The organism is Streptococcus sp. oral taxon 056 str. F0418 (assembly GCF_000220065.1).
Taxonomy (GTDB): domain Bacteria; phylum Bacillota; class Bacilli; order Lactobacillales; family Streptococcaceae; genus Streptococcus.
In genome coordinates, this window is record NZ_AFQU01000001.1 from 486331 (window position 1) to 503516 (window position 17186).

Annotated in this window: 15 protein-coding genes; 2 read left to right on the forward strand and 13 right to left on the reverse strand. The window is 38.7% G+C overall.

The genetic code is table 11. The features are described 5' to 3' along the window. The first annotated feature begins 272 nt into the window (after positions 1-272). Positions 273-1295 carry a YdcF family protein gene (locus HMPREF9182_RS02435; protein ID WP_009443600.1) on the forward strand — a complete coding sequence of 341 codons (1023 nt, stop codon included), beginning with the start codon at positions 273-275 and terminating at the stop codon, positions 1293-1295. Between the two features lie 167 nt (positions 1296-1462). Here HMPREF9182_RS02435 and HMPREF9182_RS02440 read toward each other — a convergent pair whose 3' ends face one another. The 3 genes from HMPREF9182_RS02440 to ccpA form a co-directional block, all read right to left on the reverse strand. Beyond that, positions 1463-2776, reverse strand: coding sequence for a glycosyltransferase family 4 protein (locus HMPREF9182_RS02440; protein WP_009754906.1), 1314 nt, complete (start codon positions 2774-2776; stop codon positions 1463-1465). 1 nt (position 2777) lies between these two features. Next, positions 2778-3776 (reverse strand): glycosyltransferase family 4 protein, encoded by a 999-nt coding sequence (locus HMPREF9182_RS02445; protein WP_009754512.1) that lies wholly within the window; start codon positions 3774-3776, stop codon positions 2778-2780. A gap of 446 nt (positions 3777-4222) precedes the next feature. Next, a complete protein-coding gene (gene ccpA / locus HMPREF9182_RS02450) occupies positions 4223-5227 on the reverse strand; it encodes a catabolite control protein A (RefSeq protein ID WP_009443470.1) in 1005 nt (334 codons plus the stop codon). 163 nt (positions 5228-5390) lie between these two features. Between ccpA and HMPREF9182_RS02455 the strand changes: the two genes are divergently transcribed. Further along, positions 5391-6473, forward strand: coding sequence for an aminopeptidase P family protein (locus tag HMPREF9182_RS02455; protein ID WP_009754386.1), 1083 nt, complete (start codon positions 5391-5393; stop codon positions 6471-6473). Between the two features lie 46 nt (positions 6474-6519). On the opposite strand, the gene HMPREF9182_RS02460 is transcribed toward HMPREF9182_RS02455, so the two are convergent. The 10 genes from HMPREF9182_RS02460 to HMPREF9182_RS02505 all read right to left on the reverse strand — a co-directional run bounded on the left by HMPREF9182_RS02460 (position 6520) and on the right by HMPREF9182_RS02505 (position 16971). Beyond that, positions 6520-7362: a DNA/RNA non-specific endonuclease gene (locus HMPREF9182_RS02460; protein ID WP_037602941.1), complete on the reverse strand. Its 843-nt coding sequence runs from the start codon at positions 7360-7362 to the stop codon at positions 6520-6522. 51 nt (positions 7363-7413) lie between these two features. After that, a complete protein-coding gene (locus tag HMPREF9182_RS02465; protein ID WP_009755102.1) occupies positions 7414-7602 on the reverse strand; it encodes a DNA-directed RNA polymerase subunit beta in 189 nt (62 codons plus the stop codon). Continuing rightward, positions 7592-8875, reverse strand: a complete 1284-nt coding sequence (murA, locus tag HMPREF9182_RS02470; RefSeq protein ID WP_009443105.1) for a UDP-N-acetylglucosamine 1-carboxyvinyltransferase — start codon at positions 8873-8875, stop codon at positions 7592-7594. Before murA ends, HMPREF9182_RS02465 begins: the two co-directional genes overlap by 11 nt. Positions 8876-8912: 37 nt before the next feature. Further along, positions 8913-9146, reverse strand: a complete 234-nt coding sequence (locus tag HMPREF9182_RS02475) for a DUF1146 family protein (RefSeq protein WP_037602586.1) — start codon at positions 9144-9146, stop codon at positions 8913-8915. Between the two features lie 179 nt (positions 9147-9325). Then, complete coding sequence (locus HMPREF9182_RS02480) at positions 9326-12481, reverse strand: GBS Bsp-like repeat-containing protein (protein ID WP_009443092.1); 3156 nt, start codon at positions 12479-12481, stop codon at positions 9326-9328. 87 nt (positions 12482-12568) lie between these two features. After that, a complete protein-coding gene (gene tpiA, locus HMPREF9182_RS02485) occupies positions 12569-13327 on the reverse strand; it encodes a triose-phosphate isomerase (protein WP_009443927.1) in 759 nt (252 codons plus the stop codon). Positions 13328-13669: 342 nt separating this feature from the next. Further along, positions 13670-14866, reverse strand: a complete 1197-nt coding sequence (gene tuf / locus HMPREF9182_RS02490; RefSeq protein WP_009754926.1) for an elongation factor Tu — start codon at positions 14864-14866, stop codon at positions 13670-13672. A 122-nt stretch (positions 14867-14988) separates the two neighbouring features. Then, on the reverse strand, positions 14989-15906 hold the full coding sequence (locus HMPREF9182_RS02495) for an anti sigma factor C-terminal domain-containing protein (protein WP_009443590.1): 918 nt from the start codon (positions 15904-15906) through the stop codon (positions 14989-14991). A gap of 31 nt (positions 15907-15937) precedes the next feature. Beyond that, complete coding sequence (locus HMPREF9182_RS02500) at positions 15938-16453, reverse strand: RNA polymerase sigma factor (protein ID WP_009754583.1); 516 nt, start codon at positions 16451-16453, stop codon at positions 15938-15940. 104 nt (positions 16454-16557) lie between these two features. Beyond that, a complete protein-coding gene (locus tag HMPREF9182_RS02505; protein WP_009443363.1) occupies positions 16558-16971 on the reverse strand; it encodes a hypothetical protein in 414 nt (137 codons plus the stop codon). Positions 16972-17186 lie beyond the last annotated feature (215 nt).

Here is a 17186-nt window from a genome sequence, read left to right on the forward strand (position 1 = left end):
GCATTTACCAAAAGGTATCCTAGTAAACTCTGACCTTGAGGAACCATCAAAGCGAGAAACGAAAATAAAAATCCTGCAAATAGAGATGTTACAAAAAGTGCAAACAGAATGGCGGCATATACAGAAGTTTTTTTATTGCATAGGTATTAGAAAAAGACAATAAAGGTCGCTCACAGAGGGATTGCGTGAAAAATTGACCAAGTAAAAGGACTAGACTCCTCTTTTTCTATCGTCATAATTATGGTACAATGTAGCAACAAAAGGAGGATACAATGTACATTATTACAGGATTTTTTGTCCTACTCTTTCTGATATCATTTTTTAGGGATAATCGCAGTCTCTGGAATCCTGCTTTACTCCTGATTTCCCTTTTATTTCTTTATCTATCGATTGCGATGCTCTTCTACCAAAATGGTCAGCATGAGATGCATATGCTACTCATAGTATTGGCTTTCTTCCTGCTACCTTTCTTGCTTTTCCTGAGTGGAATTTTTCTAATCTACAATGGTATAATTTTACTCAAACGTGAGGGACGTTCCAAAGCAAATTATCTTTCAATGGGTTTGGGATTTTTAATTCTTCTATTTTTTGGAATGATTGCTTTTAGATTGAATCACACAAACGATTTATTTTATACCAATCATCTGCTCAATCTAGTTTTTCTATTCATCCTTTATTCCTATTTTATTTTTGGTTTCGCCTTTGTGGGATTTCTGCTATATTCTATCTTGTATCTCTTCATTCCTAAGAAAAAACATTATGACTTTATCATCATTCACGGCGCAGGATTGTTAGATGGAGAAAGGGTGACACCTTTGCTTAAGCGTAGAATTGACAAGGCGATTGACGCTTACCGCAACTCAAAAAATCCTAATGTCAAATTAATCGCCAGTGGAGGGCAAGGAGCAGACGAACGCATTTCTGAAGCCCAAGCTATTTACCATTACATTTTGGAAAAAACAGATATTCCTAAGGAAGCTATACTGTTGGAGGAAGAATCTAAAACGACATATGAAAATCTTCTTTTTTCAAAGAAAATCGGCGAACGATTAGTGAAACATCCAAACTTTTTATTTGTGACGAATGACTACCACGTTTTTCGGACTAGTACCTATGCTAGACAACTTCGTATGAAAGGAGACGGCTTAGGCTGTCGAACAGCAGGTTACTATATTCCATCAGCTTTTATACGTGAGTATGTGGCTCTTTGTGTCAAAATGAAATGGCTCTTTGTTGTCTTTTATGCCTTCCTTGTATTTCTGATTTTGATGTCTTATAGAGGCATCCTTTGGTAATCATAACCACCCGCTAGTGAACTGACGGGTGGTTTATTTGTCTCGCACTAACAGAGTAAAAAAGCCTGAAAACAATATAATAAAAAAGTAAGAGGGGAGAAAAAAGATACATTCGTTTCTTCTTTTCTTCAGCCTCTTACCTGCTTCTTAACTCTTAAACAGCAAATTTATTCAAGGTATTTTCGGATTTTCTTAATTTGCCTTCTAGAAGCCCTCATGATACGAGTAGAACCATCAACTGGTAGTGTAATAATTTTACTTGGTAAATACATCATTGATCTAGCAAAGCGTTTTGTTCTGCTTTCATCTGGCTTCAAATCTTTTTGAAAATCTTTCGAGATTCCTAAATCAAGGTAAAACTCATAGACACGGCGTCCAAAGTTTTCAGCAGAAATGTCATAAAGCTTATCGGCTAACTGTTTTTCCTCCATATCGGGTGTTGCAATCACTGCTTCTAGGATAGCTCCCGCCAAATCATCCTCATTATAATAAAGCGTGCCAAACATTTTATCTGTAACGACATTATCCAAGTAAGGATTACCGTGTGCAATAATCGGCGTTCCACTTGCAATACTTTCCAAATAAGTCAAACCTTGTGTTTCGCTAGTGGAAGCTGAGATAAAGAAATTTGCAGCCTTGTAATAAAGTGCCGTTTCATTTGGTGCAATCATACCAGTAAAGACAATTGACTCTGCTATTCCCAATTTTTCAGCTTGCACTTTCAAATCATCCAGGTAAGGACCATCTCCTGCAACAACTAGCTTAACAGTCGGCGTTTCCTTTAGTACTTCTGGTAGTGCAGCAATAATAGCTTGAATGTTTTTTTCATAAGATATACGTGACAAACTTAACAGCATTGTTTCATTCTCAGCGATATTCAACTTCTTACGCAAGCTAGCAATATGATCAGACGTTATTTCTGGTCGCTCAAACTTGGCAAGATCAATCCCTGTTGGAATTACTCGTTTTTCAGTTGTTACTTTATAGCGTGTTAATAAATCATAAACAATCTCACTCGGACAAATGACTCCATCTAAATCATTTAAGAACCCTCTTACGATATACTTAACCATGCTTGGACGAATCAGCATACCATTTGCGATATAGCGAACGTAGTCTTCATATTGCGTGTGATAGGTATGAACGACAGGTATTTTCAATTCTTTGGCAACCCAGACACCTAATAATCCCAACGAAAACTCAGTTTGCGTGTGAATGATATCCAGTTGATATTGCTTTGCAATTTCCAACGCTTTAGAAAAACCACGATAAGCCACACGACGATCTTTAAAAGCAAAAAAAGGAATGCTCGGTATTCTGATAATTTGCCAATCTTCATACCGATTCACATCCTTATCAGTTGTTGTAAAAATAAAGACAGTGTGTCCTTGCTTTTCTAGCTCCGTCTTCAAGGTACGGATGCTTGTTGCTACCCCAGATACCTGAGGAAAATACGTATCTGTAAAAAGCCCTACTCGCATATTACATCTCCAATACTTTTCGATAAGCCTCAACCAACTGATGGGCTACATCATCAATAGATCGACTTTGTGCTACTCGATAACCCGCTTCACGCTTATCCACTCGACCATCTAGTACCCTTTGAAGCGAGTCAACAAATTCATCCACATTGTGGCAGAGTTCTGCAGACTGATCATCAATCCAGCCTTCATAAACTGGAATATCTCGCAAAACAGTATGTTGCTTGCTTGCCAAAGCTTCTAAAACAACGATCCCTTCTGTTTCTTCATAAGATGGGAAGAAAAAGGCGTCACTTCCTGACATAGCTCCTTGAAAAACAGCCCCTTTGAAATAACCAGGAAATTCAACATTATCAGGATGGTCTTTTTCCACCAAACGGCGAATAGAGGCTGGGATCAACCATTTGTTAATGGAGCCTAACCAAATAAAACGTACATCTGGCATTCTCCGAGCAACCCCCACAAAGTCTTCAATGCCTTTGCGCTTGAAGTACAAACCTGCGCAGACCACCACTTTCTGACCTTCTTTAATTTGAAAATGTTTTCTAAAAACTGCTTCTTTTTTAGGGTCAGCTTGATATTTAGCTAAATCAATACCATTTGATACAGCTACAATAGGAGTCGTCACACCATAACTTTGAATCAGCTTTTTAGAATATTCCGATGGTGTAATAATAAAATCCGCTTTTTGATACATATGCGCCAGATATTTACCAAACAAAGGCGCAAAAAAATTAGAGCCGATGAAGGAATTCTGGAAATCTTCCTTGGTAGAGTGACCATGCATGATCACCTTTTTCCCATTTCTTTTCGCTGCATGCAAAAGAAATAAGCTTCTTGGTCCATAAGTATTTATATGAACCACATCATAATCACTTAAAATATCAGTGGTATAAGGTATTCCAGCCAAATCCAAAGCATTCATTTGGTGCTGTAAAGCTCTCCCAATTCCAGACTTTTCTAATACAGACTTTCCCTCTAAATACAATAAAACTTTCATACCTACTATTATACCCGAAAGAAAAAAAAATTAAACATTAAAGGGTGAAAGCTAAAATAAAAAAGCTGTGGTATGTCACAAAACATGAACCATTTATGCTTGCACTCTTCTCTTTCTGGACTCAGGATTAACAATATCTTAGAGCATTTATATTGTTTCAGCTGACGAAATAGTCTAATTACCTATAAAATGGTTAAAATAAAAAAACAGCCAAACCTTTAAGGAACTATCTTCCAAGTCAGGAATGTTTTCTACAAAAAAAGAGAGTGGGACAGAAATCGGTAATTCGTTAGAATTCGATTTCGTCGTCCCACCTCCGCACAGTTGAGTAGGGCTGTAAAAGCTGATGGAATCAGCGTAGTAGAGAACACTCAACCACTGCGTCTTGCTCGACAATCCAAAGACAATTGAGAGGCTAGGACTTTTGTCCCAGCCTCTCTCGCTTTTTATTTTTTAGTTGAATGACGTTCATAAATTCCATGAGCCAACACAACTTCTCGCTCTTCTAGTTCTTCCTTATGCATTATCTTAGTTAACATACGCATGCTAATCGCACCTAAGTCATACAAAGGCTGACTAATCGTAGTCAAATTCGGACGGGTAAAACGAGAAACTTGTGAGTCATCACTTGTGATAATCTCAAATTCTTCAGGAACTTTAATACCACGATCTGAAAGTCCATTTAATAGACCAGCCGCTAATTCATCCCCTGTGACAAATGCTGCTGTCGCTTTTGAAGCAATGATACGCTCAGCTAAATGATATCCATCATCATAGCTATATTTGGATTCAAAAACCAGTCCCTCGCTATAAGAGAGCTTCTTGCTCTTCAGAGCTGATTTATAGCCAGACAGACGAATTTTTCCATTAATATCGTCTACTAAAGGTCCGCAAACAAAAGCAATCTTTTTATTTCGTTTAGCTAGAAAATTAACTGCATCTACTGTAGCTTGTTTGTAGTCAATATTCACACTAGGAAGCTGGTGCTCAACGTCCACTGTCCCCGCTAGTACAACTGGTGTACGTGAACGCGAAAACTCTGAACGAATCTTTTCTGTCAAATGATAGCCCATAAAAATAATACCATCAACTTGCTTAGAGAAAAGTGTGTTCACAACAGAAACTTCCTTATCATCGTCTTCATCACTATTAGCTAATACGATATTGTATTTGTACATCTCAGCAATATCATCAATTCCCTTAGCCAAGGTAGAGAAGTAGCTATTTGTAATATTTGGAATCACAACTCCTACAGTTGTTGTCTTTTTGCTTGCGAGACCACGCGCCACTGCATTTGGACGATAGTCAAGGCGATCAATCACTTCTAAAACTTTTTTGCGGGTGTTTTCTTTTACATTTTTGTTTCCATTAACAACACGGCTGACGGTTGCCATTGAAACCCCTGCCTCACGGGCGACATCATAAATCGTTACTGTATCGTCTGTGTTCATATTTATTCCTTTCTGTTCATTGAAAATATCGTTTTCATATTCCTACCAATAACATTCTATCACTTCTTGGAAACACTTTCAAGCATTTTGCTATCTTTGCTTGTAAAGTCTTGATTTTTTTATCATTTTTTGCCAAAATAGAGCATAGAAAGAAGGTTTCACCATGACAAAATTAAATCAAATTATCACATTTCTTGAGAATGAAAAAATAGATGTAGCAACTATTTCAGATCCTGTCACCATTAACTATCTAACTGGTTTTTACAGCGATCCACATGAGCGGCAGATGTTCTTATTTGTTTATCCAGATCATGAGCCTTTACTCTTCGTGCCAGCTCTAGAAGTTGAGCGTGCTTCAGCTACTGTTTCCTTTACAGTCCTCGGCTATATGGATTCTGAAAATCCTTGGCAGAAAATAAAGTCTGCTTTGCCAGAACAGCCTTTTAAGACTGTTGCACTTGAGTTTGATAACTTGATTTTGAGCAAATACCATGGTTTGAAAACCGTCTTTGATACAGCTGCATTTACCAACCTGACTCCTTACATCAACCGCTTGCGCCTGATCAAATCTGTTGACGAAATCCAAAAAATGCTGGTAGCCGGGCAATATGCTGACAAGGCTGTCAATATCGGTTTTGAAAATATTTCACTGGATAATACCGAAACAGATATCATCGCTCAGATTGACTTTGCTATCAAGCGAGAAGGCTATGAGATGAGCTTTGAAACCATGGTACTGACAGGAAATAATGCTGCTAATCCGCACGGTATTCCTGGCGCTAACAAGGTCGAAAATAATGCTCTCCTGCTCTTTGACCTCGGTTGCATGGTTAACGGCTATGCTAGCGATATGACACGGACCGTCGCTGTTGGTCAACCAGATCAATTTAAAAAGGATATTTATCAACTAACTCTAGAAGCCCAGCAAGCTGCTCTTGACTTTATCAAACCAGGGGTTACCGCTCATGAAGTAGATCGCGCTGCTCGTCAAGTCATTGAAAAGGCTGGTTATGGCGAGTATTTCAACCACCGTCTCGGTCATGGTATCGGTATGGATGTTCATGAGTTTCCATCCATCATGGAAGGCAATGACATGATCATTGAAGAAGGCATGTGCTTCTCTGTTGAGCCTGGTATTTACATTCCTGGTAAGGTTGGTGTCCGCATAGAGGATTGTGGCCATGTCACTAAGAATGGTTTTGAACTCTTCACCGAGACTAGTAAAGATTTGCTCTATTTTGAATAAAACGCAAAAAAGCACCGTGAAGGTGCTTTTTATATTTCATTTGAAATTATTCTACTGTCACTTCTCCAGTCTGGTAATTTAAGCGAATACCTGTTTGGACATTTGGAATAAACACATTAAACTCTAAGCTACCATCACTAGATTTAGCCTCTAAGTGAGAACCGGCTGCTATCAAATCATCTGGATGGGCATAAATCAATGTGACACGATAACGAACGCGTTTGTTTTTATCCAGTGCTTTACGAATCATCGTTTCATAAAAATTTTGTCCAGTTGACGACGAACTATTCGCTTGATTTGCCCAGGCAGTTTGAACGGCGATATTATTTGGATTGCTAGTTGAAGCATCAAAGTTTTTTAGGCCTCCAACTAGTGAATATGCCAGCAGATGCCCCCTATCCACCGCATGGTGATAGTCGCCAGTTAGATTATGAATCTGATGCCAACCAGCAGGCGTCCAATTTGTCGTCCTATTACCGGTTTCCTCCCGTTTTTTATACTGTCTAGTTTGCTTAGAAAGTAAAGCATTTCCACGTATGGGTAAGAGCTGATTGCCCACCAATTTTGTTTCATTCTGAGCATAGGGCTGGCTTGCGACATTTACATTTAGATTGGTCCGATTCTCATTTACAATAAATGCTCCTGCTTTATTCCATTCAAGCCTTCCTTTTAATTGTTGCAATACTTCATCTGAAAGCACGCTCTGTGCTAAAGCTTTGCTTGGAGTAGACTTGCGCACCTCCATATTTGTCTGATGAGTTTGGCCTACTGCGTTCCCTGAGCTTGATTTTTGGTGTTGGCTAAAATATTGAGCCCCTACGATAAATACCAGAGCTACTAACAGCCCAACTAAGCCTTTAAATAATGTATCTTGTTGCCTTTTTTTCATAATTTCCTCATAAAAATAGGAGTGAGCAGCTAACAAACTGCCCTACACTCCTTATTTTCCTGTAAACTTACTAATGATACTCTGCCATTTATCTGGAGATAAAATAGACCAAGGATTGTCTCCGCCACCAATTATACCATAGCCAATGACTAGACCAACTGCAAAGACAAGCAATCCTAAGAATAACACCAAGAAAACAATCCCAACTTGTTTTCCGACATATCTTAATTCATCCTTCATCGTCATCTTCCTTCACGCGTTTGATATTTGCACCAAGGCTGGCCAATTTTTCATGGAAGCGATAATAGCCGCGGTCTAAATGATTGAGCTTACTAACCTTTGTTTCACCACTTGCGACCAGTCCTGTCAAAATCAAGGCTGCACTCGCTCTCAGGTCAGTCGACATCACTTCAGCACCTTGGAGATTTTGTCCCCCTAAAATTCTCGCTGTATCACGCATAATCTCTGAATGAAGGCCCATACGGCGCATTTCTTCTAAATGCTGGAAGCGATTTTCAAAAACCGTTTCAATCATAGTTGATTCACCCTGTACAACCGTCATTAATGCAGTAAACTGAGCCTGCATATCTGTAGGAAAACCTGGATGCGGAAGGGTTTTAACACTGACCGCTTTTAAGCGAGAAAGGTCTGACTGAATGCGAATACCTGCATCTTCTTCCGTAACAGATACGCCCATCTCCTGCAACTTAGCGAGCAATGGACGATTATGCTCCCAGATCGCATCTTGAATGAGAACATCTCCTCCTGTCATGGCTGCAGCAACCATAAAAGTCCCTGCTTCAATGCGATCCTGCACCACACTATGTTTGGCACCAATCAACTCCTGAACACCAAGGATCGTCAAGGTTTCCGTACCAGCTCCACGGATTTTGGCACCCATCTTATTGAGCAAGACCGCTAAATCGACAATTTCTGGTTCTCGAGCCGCATTTTCAATGACAGTCGTTCCTTCTGCCAATGTTGCAGCCATCATGATATTCTGAGTAGCTCCAACACTCGGGAAGTCCATATAAATATGCGCCCCATGTAATTTATCAGCTTTGGCTTCAATGTAACCAGCAGTTTGGGTAATCTGCGCTCCCATTGCTTCCAGGCCTTTCAAGTGAAGATCAATAGGTCGACTCCCAATCGTACAGCCGCCAGGCATAGAAACCTTCGCATGTCCATTACGTGCTAAAATAGGTCCAAGTACAACAATCGAAGCGCGCATCTTGCTAACGTATTTATAAGGCGCTTCTTCTGTAATGCCTTGACTAGCATCTACAACAATCTCACGCTTTTCTTGATCAAACTCTACTTTTGTATTCAAGCCACGGACAACATTGTTCATCGTAAATACATCTGATAAAACTGGTACATTTGTTAAAACAGTCTTACCTTTACTCGCTAGAACAGTTGCGGCCAATAATGGTAAAACCGCGTTCTTTGCTCCCTCGATTTGCACTGTTCCAACTAAACGATTATTTCCACCTTGTACTATGATTTTATCCATACATACTCCTATACTCATTTATGATTGGTCATTGTCTTCACTTAATATTGCCATTAAAAAAGTCAAAACTTACTTGATAAATAGCAAGGAAAAAGAGGCTAACCAGATAACCAAGCGCAATACTCAAAAATAAAATGAGCAAGCGAATTTTTAACGCATTGTCAGCATTAATCTTTAATATCCTTTCCCAATTCACTACAGTAGATAAAAGTTGAAAAGAAATAAAGATAAATAGCAAATGACTACTCAGCGTAAATATTATTTGAATCATAGATCTATTATACCAAAAAACGCTTCATAATGGGAGATATGACTCTAATTAAGCTACGCGAGGATCACTTTTTGTGAGAAGCCGAACAAAAAAAGATTGAGACAAAATGCCTCAATCTTACGTCATTTCATATCTTGTGAGAGTCAGTTCGCCTCAATCATAGATTAGAGGAAATTGTATTAAGAGCCATATTTTGGACTAGCAAAACCACGAATATTACCATGGCCAATTCGGTACATATTGCGTTTTACTTGATTATTACTATTTCCTTCAATGGTATGAATAATGCCGTTTTCTACTTTTTCAACAATTCCAATATGGTCAGCCCAGCCATCATTTTGCTGAGAATCTTGATCCCAGTTAAATGTGATAATATCTCCAGCTTTTGGTGTAGAATTCCCATCTTCATTCCAAATTCCTAATTTTTTAAAGATTTGAATATGACGTTCTACCCCACATTCTCGTCCAACTAAATGGCTCAATCCTTGTCTTTGGAAAATCACTGTAGTAAAAATATCACACCAATCATCTGTATTTTTTACCGCATAACCAACTGGAAGGGGCTTCACGCTGTTGTAGTCCTCCACCAGACGACGATGGGCTTCACTACCACCCTTGACACCAACTAGCTCTGCTGCAGCTCTTAAAACACTTGCACGCTGATTAGAAACGGTAGCAGAACTTGGTGACAAGTAAACTGTTCCTTTGTTATAACCCTCAGTAGATCCATCTGTATACTCTAAGTATACATGTGTGGTGTAATTTCCGCTAACAGACTTATGGTTAACAGCATTAACCGTCACCTCGGTATGTGTTCCAGTAGGAGCTGTCACATACCAGAATAAGTTTTCTTGATTTGCTTGTGACCATGCCGCCACGCGAATTTGCTTCAAGATTTTACCTTTTGTCGCTTGATCAACAGCGACCGTATATACCCCCGCCTTTTCATTGATGTTCTTTATAGAAACCGTTGGCTTCGTTTCATCCTTTTTGATTTCTACTTGAGTCGTTGTGCTTGAAACACCAACTCTTGTCCCATCTTGCTGGATATAATACAGGTGCACATGATACATGCCCAGAGAGTTTTTATGATCTTGAGAACGCACTTTAGCACGATACGTCCCGTCTGATTGCTTGGTTGCAGCATACCAAACCAAATCATCTTGACCATTCACATCTGACCAAGTTGGAACCTGCACTTCTCGCACACCTTTTGGAGCATGCACATCTGAAACAACAACATCAAAAGAACCGTCTGTTTTGTTGATGTTTTCAATAGAGAGTTTACCGATTGGTCTTATATTTGTATAATCAATGGTTACTTGTGTCGTAGTAGCTGCTATACCCCCAATTTTGCTACCATTACTTTGAACATAATAAACATGTGAATGATACAATCCTGTTGAATATTTGTGCTCGCTTGCTCGAATCGTCGCCTTATAAGTCCCATCGCTTTGTTTTATGGCCTTGTGCCAAATTAAATCATCTTGACCATTTGTCGCTGACCAGCTTGGAACCAGCACTTCCTTCAAGCCATTTGGTGCTACAATATCCGAAACAATAACATCGAAAGAACCTTCTTTTTTATTGATGTTTTCAATAGAAATTTTACCTGCTGGTCTTATATTTGTATAATCAATGGTTACTTGTGTCGTAGTAGCTGCTATACCCCCAATTTTGCTACCATTACTTTGAACATAATAAACATGTGAATGATACAATCCTGTTGAATATTTGTGCTCGCTTGCTCGAATCGTCGCCTTATAAGTCCCATCGCTTTGTTTTATAGCCTTGTGCCAAATTAAATCATCTTGACCATTTGTCGCTGACCAGCTTGGAACCAGCACTTCCTTCAAGCCATTTGGTGCTACAATATCCGAAACGATGACGTCAAAAGTCCCAGTTAAATTGTTTTTGTTTTGAATTGTGATTTTGCCGCTGGCTTTTACAGGAGGTTTTCCGATAGCTACTTGTGTTGTCGTTCCACCTACCCCAACTTGCTCGCCATTATTTTGAATATAATACACATGAGAATGATATTCACCTGTAGAGTTTTTATGCTCACTCGATTTGATATGTGCCACATAGCTACCATCATTTTGCTTGGTTGCTGTATGCCAAATCAAATCATCTTGACCATTCACTGTTGACCAGGTTGGAACTAAAACCTCTCTAACACCATATGGAGCAGATACATTAGAGATAACAAGATCATATGATCCCTTCATCGTATCATTGTTTCTAACAGTAATTGTTCCTCTCAATGGTTGACCTGTCGCATGATTAATTGGTTTTGCATGGCTAGTAAACCGTCCAGTATAATCAACACTATGATCAAAAACATGTCTTCCTGATAACAACTCAGCTTGTGAGGTAAATTGCCATGCGCCTGCATTACTGTTATATTTTAGAGATTTTGCGCCATCAGTACTTAATGTTGGAGTAGGATATTGAGCTACCCAGAAATTTTCCAGACCAAATCGTGAAGTCTGAACAGGACCTTTCCCGCGTAGATTATTTACATCCAGCCAGCTCGCACTAGTATAATACATCAAATTAGAAAAACCAAGACGCTTCATTTCGTCTGTCCAACTTTGCGTATTATTGTTAATATTGTCTTTCATTTTGTTGTCTTCCATATCATTTACCATGACAGTATTACTTGGAAGATTCAACCTTTTCGCATGTTCGACAAAAAAGCGTGCTTCTGCACGAGCGGTCTCATCTGAAGTGTAGTGAGAAAAAGCATAGGCAGAAACTTGTAAACCTACACGTTGCGCATTACGAATTTGAGATTCAGCATATGGGTTAACATAATGAGTACCTTCAGTTAACTTGACAACAACTCCACCCACTCCTTTTTTTATTAGCTCACGATAATCTGCTTCGCTAAGAGTTCCATTATGGCTACTTACATCTACAAAGGTCTGCGTTTTAACAGTTGCTTGTGAAGCACTTCTTTTTGTTCTGCTAGCATCTCCTGCAGTATAAAATGTAGATTGTCCCTTAGTCAATGATGGACTTGTTGGTTTAGATGAGTCTTCTACATCCTTTTCAGACACCACTTTTTCTTCGGGCATCCCTTCTAAAGTCGAAGGCTGTGCTCCTTGAGCCAAGGAAAGCTCCGTAGGTACATTTGGAGTTTCTGTCTCCATAACTGTCTTATCTGGTGTAGTTGAAATTTGCGATCCCTGTTCTTGAGAAGAATCTTGAATCATCTCTTTTGTTTGTTCAGCAACTTCTTCTCTTGGTTTAGGATTAGTAAATAGCGAAGAAGTCTCATCTGCTTGGACATACTGGGCAGTTGCTGCAAGCAAAATCGCTGTACTCGCCAAATAGACTAAATTCTTTTTTTCAATGTTTTTCTCCGATTTTTAAAAAGCTTGCTACCTTACAGCAACAAGCTAATTTATTCAAAATAATTATTTTACAAAGTCAAGAAGTGCAAGGAAGCTTTCAGCTTCAAGTGACGCACCTCCAACAAGTGCACCATCAACGTCTGGACAAGCCATATACTCTGCAACGTTTTCAGGTTTTACAGAACCGCCGTATTGGACGCGAACTTTATCAGCCACTTCTTGACCAAAGTCTGCAGCTACAACGTCACGAACTACTTTACACATCTTTTGTGCATCATCTTGGGAAGCAGATTTACCAGTACCGATAGCCCAGATTGGCTCGTATGCAATAACAGTTGAAGCAACTTGTTCAGCTGTCAATCCAGCAAGCGCTGCTGATACCTGAGCACCTACAAATTCAGCAGCTTTACCCGCTTCATAAGTCTCAAGTGATTCACCACAGCAGATAATTGGAAGCATACCATTTGCAAAGATTGCTTTTGCTTTTTTGTTGATGTCTTCGTCAGTTTCATGGAAGTAATCACGACGTTCTGAGTGACCAATAACAACATAGTTAACACCCATTTCTGACAATACTTTTGGAGAAGTTTCACCAGTGAAGGCACCTGCATTCTCAAAATAGCAGTTTTGAGCTGCAACTTTAAGGTTTGATCCTTTAGCAGCAACAAGAACAGTTGTCAAATCAACTGCAGGAGCTGCAATACCTGCCTCAACAAGGTCTGAAGATGGCAATTTACCTGCTAAAGCTTCCACAAAAGCTTGAGCCTCTTGTGGATTTTTATTCATTTTCCAGTTACCAGCGATAAATGGTTTACGTGACATTTCACATACCTCTTCTATTATTTATTTTCATGTTCCATTGTATCACAGTTCATTGAATAAATAAAGAAAGTTCACTAGATTTCATCAAATTGAAATATTAAATAAAAATTTGTTCGTAAACAATAACGATTTCTTCATTTGAGAAAATTCGTCTGTTCATATTACTTTTTTAGTCCATTTCAAACTCTTATCCTTTACAGGTTTTTCAATTCTATTCTCATCACCAAGAAGATAAGATAATAGTAACTTACAGCTTTATTCACCTCAAAACGAAGCATAAAAAAACCCGCAAAAGCGGGTTTCGTGTCTGACTTAAATTGTTAATCTGGGAACTTAATTGAATTAAGCTTCGATTTCTGTAACCATACCTGAACCAACAGTACGTCCACCTTCACGGATAGAGAAAGTAGTACCTTGTTCAACGGCGATTGGGTGGATCAATTCAACTTCGATAGTTACGTTATCACCAGGCATTACCATTTCAGTACCTGCTGGAAGTTCGATTGAACCTGTAACGTCAGTTGTACGGAAGTAGAATTGAGGACGGTAGTTGTTGAAGAATGGAGTGTGACGTCCACCTTCTTCTTTTGTAAGGATATAAACTTCACCTTTGAATTTAGTGTGTGGGTTGATTGAACCTGGTTTAGCAATAACTTGTCCACGTTCGATTTCATCACGTTGGATACCACGGAGAAGCACACCTACGTTGTCCCCTGCAAGACCTTCGTCAAGCTGTTTACGGAACATTTCAACACCAGTAACAACTGCTTTTTGGATTTCTTCTTTGATACCAACGATTTCGATTTCGTCGTTGACTTTAACGATACCACGGTCGATACGTCCTGAAGCAACTGTACCACGTCCAGTGATTGAGAATACGTCTTCGACTGGAAGAAGCAATGGTTTGTCAGTGTCGCGTTCTGGTTCTGGAATGTACTCATCAACAGTGTTCATCAAGTCCATGATGATATCTTCGTATTTAGAGTCACCTTCAAGAGCTTTAAGAGCTGAACCTTGGATAACTGGAAGATCGTCACCTGGGAAGTCGTATTCTGACAAGAGGTCACGGATTTCCATTTCAACCAATTCAAGCAATTCTTCGTCGTCAACCAAGTCAACTTTGTTCATAAACACGATCAAGTGTTTAACACCAACTTGGCGAGAAAGAAGGATGTGCTCACGAGTTTGTGGCATAGGACCATCAGTTGAAGCTACTACAAGGATAGCTCCGTCCATTTGAGCGGCACCAGTGATCATGTTTTTAACGTAGTCCGCGTGTCCTGGAGCGTCGATGTGAGCATAGTGGCGTTTTTCAGTTTCGTACTCAACGTGTGCAGTGTTGATTGTGATACCGCGTTCGCGTTCTTCTGGAGCAGCATCGATAGACGCATAGTCTTTAGGTTGGTTAACTGATGAAGGCAAGCGACGTGCCAATACAGTTGTGATAGCTGCTGTCAAAGTAGTTTTACCGTGGTCAACGTGTCCGATAGTACCAATGTTAACGTGTGGTTTACTACGATCGTATTTTTCTTTTGCCATTTGAGTAAAAGCCTCCAATAAAATATATTTTATAGATAGACAGTAGGCAATACAGTCTAACTTTCCTTACTATTTTATCAAATTCTAGTGAAAATGCAAGCCTTTTACACATTTTTTGTGAATTATTCCCTATCTAACTGATAGTAAGGTTGATTTGGAATAGAAGCTCCAATGCTAGAGGCATAAATCCATTCTTTTCCTTCTAATTGGGCAAAATCCTCTGCCTTACCAGTTAGGATAATGCCTAAAAATTTGCAGTCCTCAACCCGTTTAAAACTCTTATCTAAATAAGCTAGTTCTTTCTTAGTATTATAAATTTCTCCTTTTGAGGTTAATATACTAGAGATACCCTGTTTATCATTGAGAGAAGCTGTCAGTTTCAATCGAAAATTATTAAAACTATGACGAATATCATTCTTTTGCATTTTGATTCCAAAGATATTGCTAATATCTAATTTAGATGTATCATATTCTGAATAACTTCCCAGCCAAAACCAATTTTGCTTAAGATTTGCTGGTAACATAGACTGCAACTCATCATATGAATATGGTTTATCAAAAGAAAGTGCTACTTCCACCAACTGACCCGTCATTTTCTTGACTAAGGGTAATTCCTGAGCTCGTGTCGCTAAACCATCTGCCTTATCTTTATTTTTAGTATTAAAAAACAAAGGGACTTTCATATGCTGTTTCAGATTATAGCCAATCGTTCTATCACCTGTCATGCTTACAACATCAGCCATATGGTCAATTTTTGAAAAAGTGGGACCTGCTGAAGCTGTTATTGAATCATAAGATGCAGGAACACCATGAATATCTTTAAACCGACTTAATTGATATAAATTAGAAAAATCATTTGTTGCTTGAATCGTGTTGTTAAAATAAAGATTTGGATAAGCAATTTGTGACCTATTATCATAGTAGTTCATAATTTCTGTTAGATGACTATTCGTCATCTTGTCTAAAACCAATCTCGTCCCTGTATAAATCCCAACAGCAGACAACACAACAGCTATTGACCAGATAATGACTCGCCTCATTAACCTTTTTCTACTCTTTCGGGCTAGTATTTCAAATGTCTCCATTTTTTAATCCTTTCTTTTCTAAAACAGAACGCAATGTTGTCCGACTGCGCATCAGCTGAATTTTTACTTTGCTAATACTAAAAGCCGTTATCTGAGCAATTTCTTTTATCGTAAAACCTTGAAAATAATATAGTTCCAATAAAAGAGCATCCTTTTCTGATAATTCTTGAATGGCTGAATATAATAGTTCGTAATCCTCGTTAGCAAATAGATGATTCATTTTTTCTGGAAAAAAATCTTGCTGTAAAATTTCCCAATAACGCTTGCCCCGCCTATAACGATCGATGTAACGCCGAATCGAAGCTTGATACATCCAGGACTTCATCTTTTCAGCCGGAATGATGAAATCAGACTCCAACATTTTGACAAAAACATCCTGCACTACATCTTCTGCTTCTGCTTTTGAGGCTCCCGACTTCTGCAAGTAGGAGACAATTTCACGCGCGAATCCGATTAAAATCTTTTCATAATCATCTAGTTTAATAAGATCATCTCCTTTCATTGGGGATAAAAGCAAGTTTTCCAGCTAACAGCAAAATGATGTAAAAAAACAAACTAAGCAGTGATAGATAAATAACTATTTTACAGTGACTTGTTTACTAATTCCTAATGCCGCTTGGCTCTTTCCTCTTGTAATGCCATTTTTAATTCACCATATGTCGTAGATTTTTCACTGTTTAGCTCTAAATCATCCGTTTCTTCTATTAGCGATGATAGGAAGCCATAATCAACCGTACCTTCTAAATCACCAGACTCTTCTATTGCTACAATTCGATTCTTATCGCCAAAGCCCTCAAAAAATTGATCAATTTCTTCTTGTGGCTTATCCTTGTATTGCTGCAGGAATTTTTCAACAGTATAATTCAGCTTTTTCGGTCTTTCTTTAACCTCTTCTTTCTGAGTTGCCACAACCACTTGCTCTTTAGCAGAAATCATTCTTTGTTTTTCGGTAAAATAACTTAGCGTTCCTAGAGTAGCTAAACTAAGCATACCCACTATTATTTTCGCTTTCAGTTTCATCTAGTAAAGCTCCTTTATATTTTCTTATGGATTTAGAGAACGCTCATTAAATGGTCTAAAAGGGACTAGATAAATATCATGTTTCAGGCCGGTCTTTAAGTCTAGTCCATTTAGTTCTAATGAGTTGAGACATCGCTAGCATCTTTCTCCACTAGTATAACGAATTCAACAGGTTATTGGTTACAAAAAAATCGGAAAAATTTTCCGATTTTCTT

Coding starts and splice junctions, on each gene's coding strand:
- HMPREF9182_RS02435 (WP_009443600.1), top strand. CDS start 273: ATGTACATTATTACAGGATTTTTTGTCCTACTCTTTCTGATATCATTT.
- HMPREF9182_RS02440 (WP_009754906.1), bottom strand. CDS start 2,776: ATGCGAGTAGGGCTTTTTACAGATACGTATTTTCCTCAGGTATCTGGG.
- HMPREF9182_RS02445 (WP_009754512.1), bottom strand. CDS start 3,776: ATGAAAGTTTTATTGTATTTAGAGGGAAAGTCTGTATTAGAAAAGTCT.
- ccpA (WP_009443470.1), bottom strand. CDS start 5,227: ATGAACACAGACGATACAGTAACGATTTATGATGTCGCCCGTGAGGCA.
- HMPREF9182_RS02455 (WP_009754386.1), top strand. CDS start 5,391: ATGACAAAATTAAATCAAATTATCACATTTCTTGAGAATGAAAAAATA.
- HMPREF9182_RS02460 (WP_037602941.1), bottom strand. CDS start 7,362: ATGAAAAAAAGGCAACAAGATACATTATTTAAAGGCTTAGTTGGGCTG.
- HMPREF9182_RS02465 (WP_009755102.1), bottom strand. CDS start 7,602: ATGAAGGATGAATTAAGATATGTCGGAAAACAAGTTGGGATTGTTTTC.
- murA (WP_009443105.1), bottom strand. CDS start 8,875: ATGGATAAAATCATAGTACAAGGTGGAAATAATCGTTTAGTTGGAACA.
- HMPREF9182_RS02475 (WP_037602586.1), bottom strand. CDS start 9,146: ATGATTCAAATAATATTTACGCTGAGTAGTCATTTGCTATTTATCTTT.
- tpiA (WP_009443927.1), bottom strand. CDS start 13,327: ATGTCACGTAAACCATTTATCGCTGGTAACTGGAAAATGAATAAAAAT.
- tuf (WP_009754926.1), bottom strand. CDS start 14,866: ATGGCAAAAGAAAAATACGATCGTAGTAAACCACACGTTAACATTGGT.
- HMPREF9182_RS02495 (WP_009443590.1), bottom strand. CDS start 15,906: ATGAGGCGAGTCATTATCTGGTCAATAGCTGTTGTGTTGTCTGCTGTT.
- HMPREF9182_RS02500 (WP_009754583.1), bottom strand. CDS start 16,453: ATGAAAGGAGATGATCTTATTAAACTAGATGATTATGAAAAGATTTTA.
- HMPREF9182_RS02505 (WP_009443363.1), bottom strand. CDS start 16,971: ATGAAACTGAAAGCGAAAATAATAGTGGGTATGCTTAGTTTAGCTACT.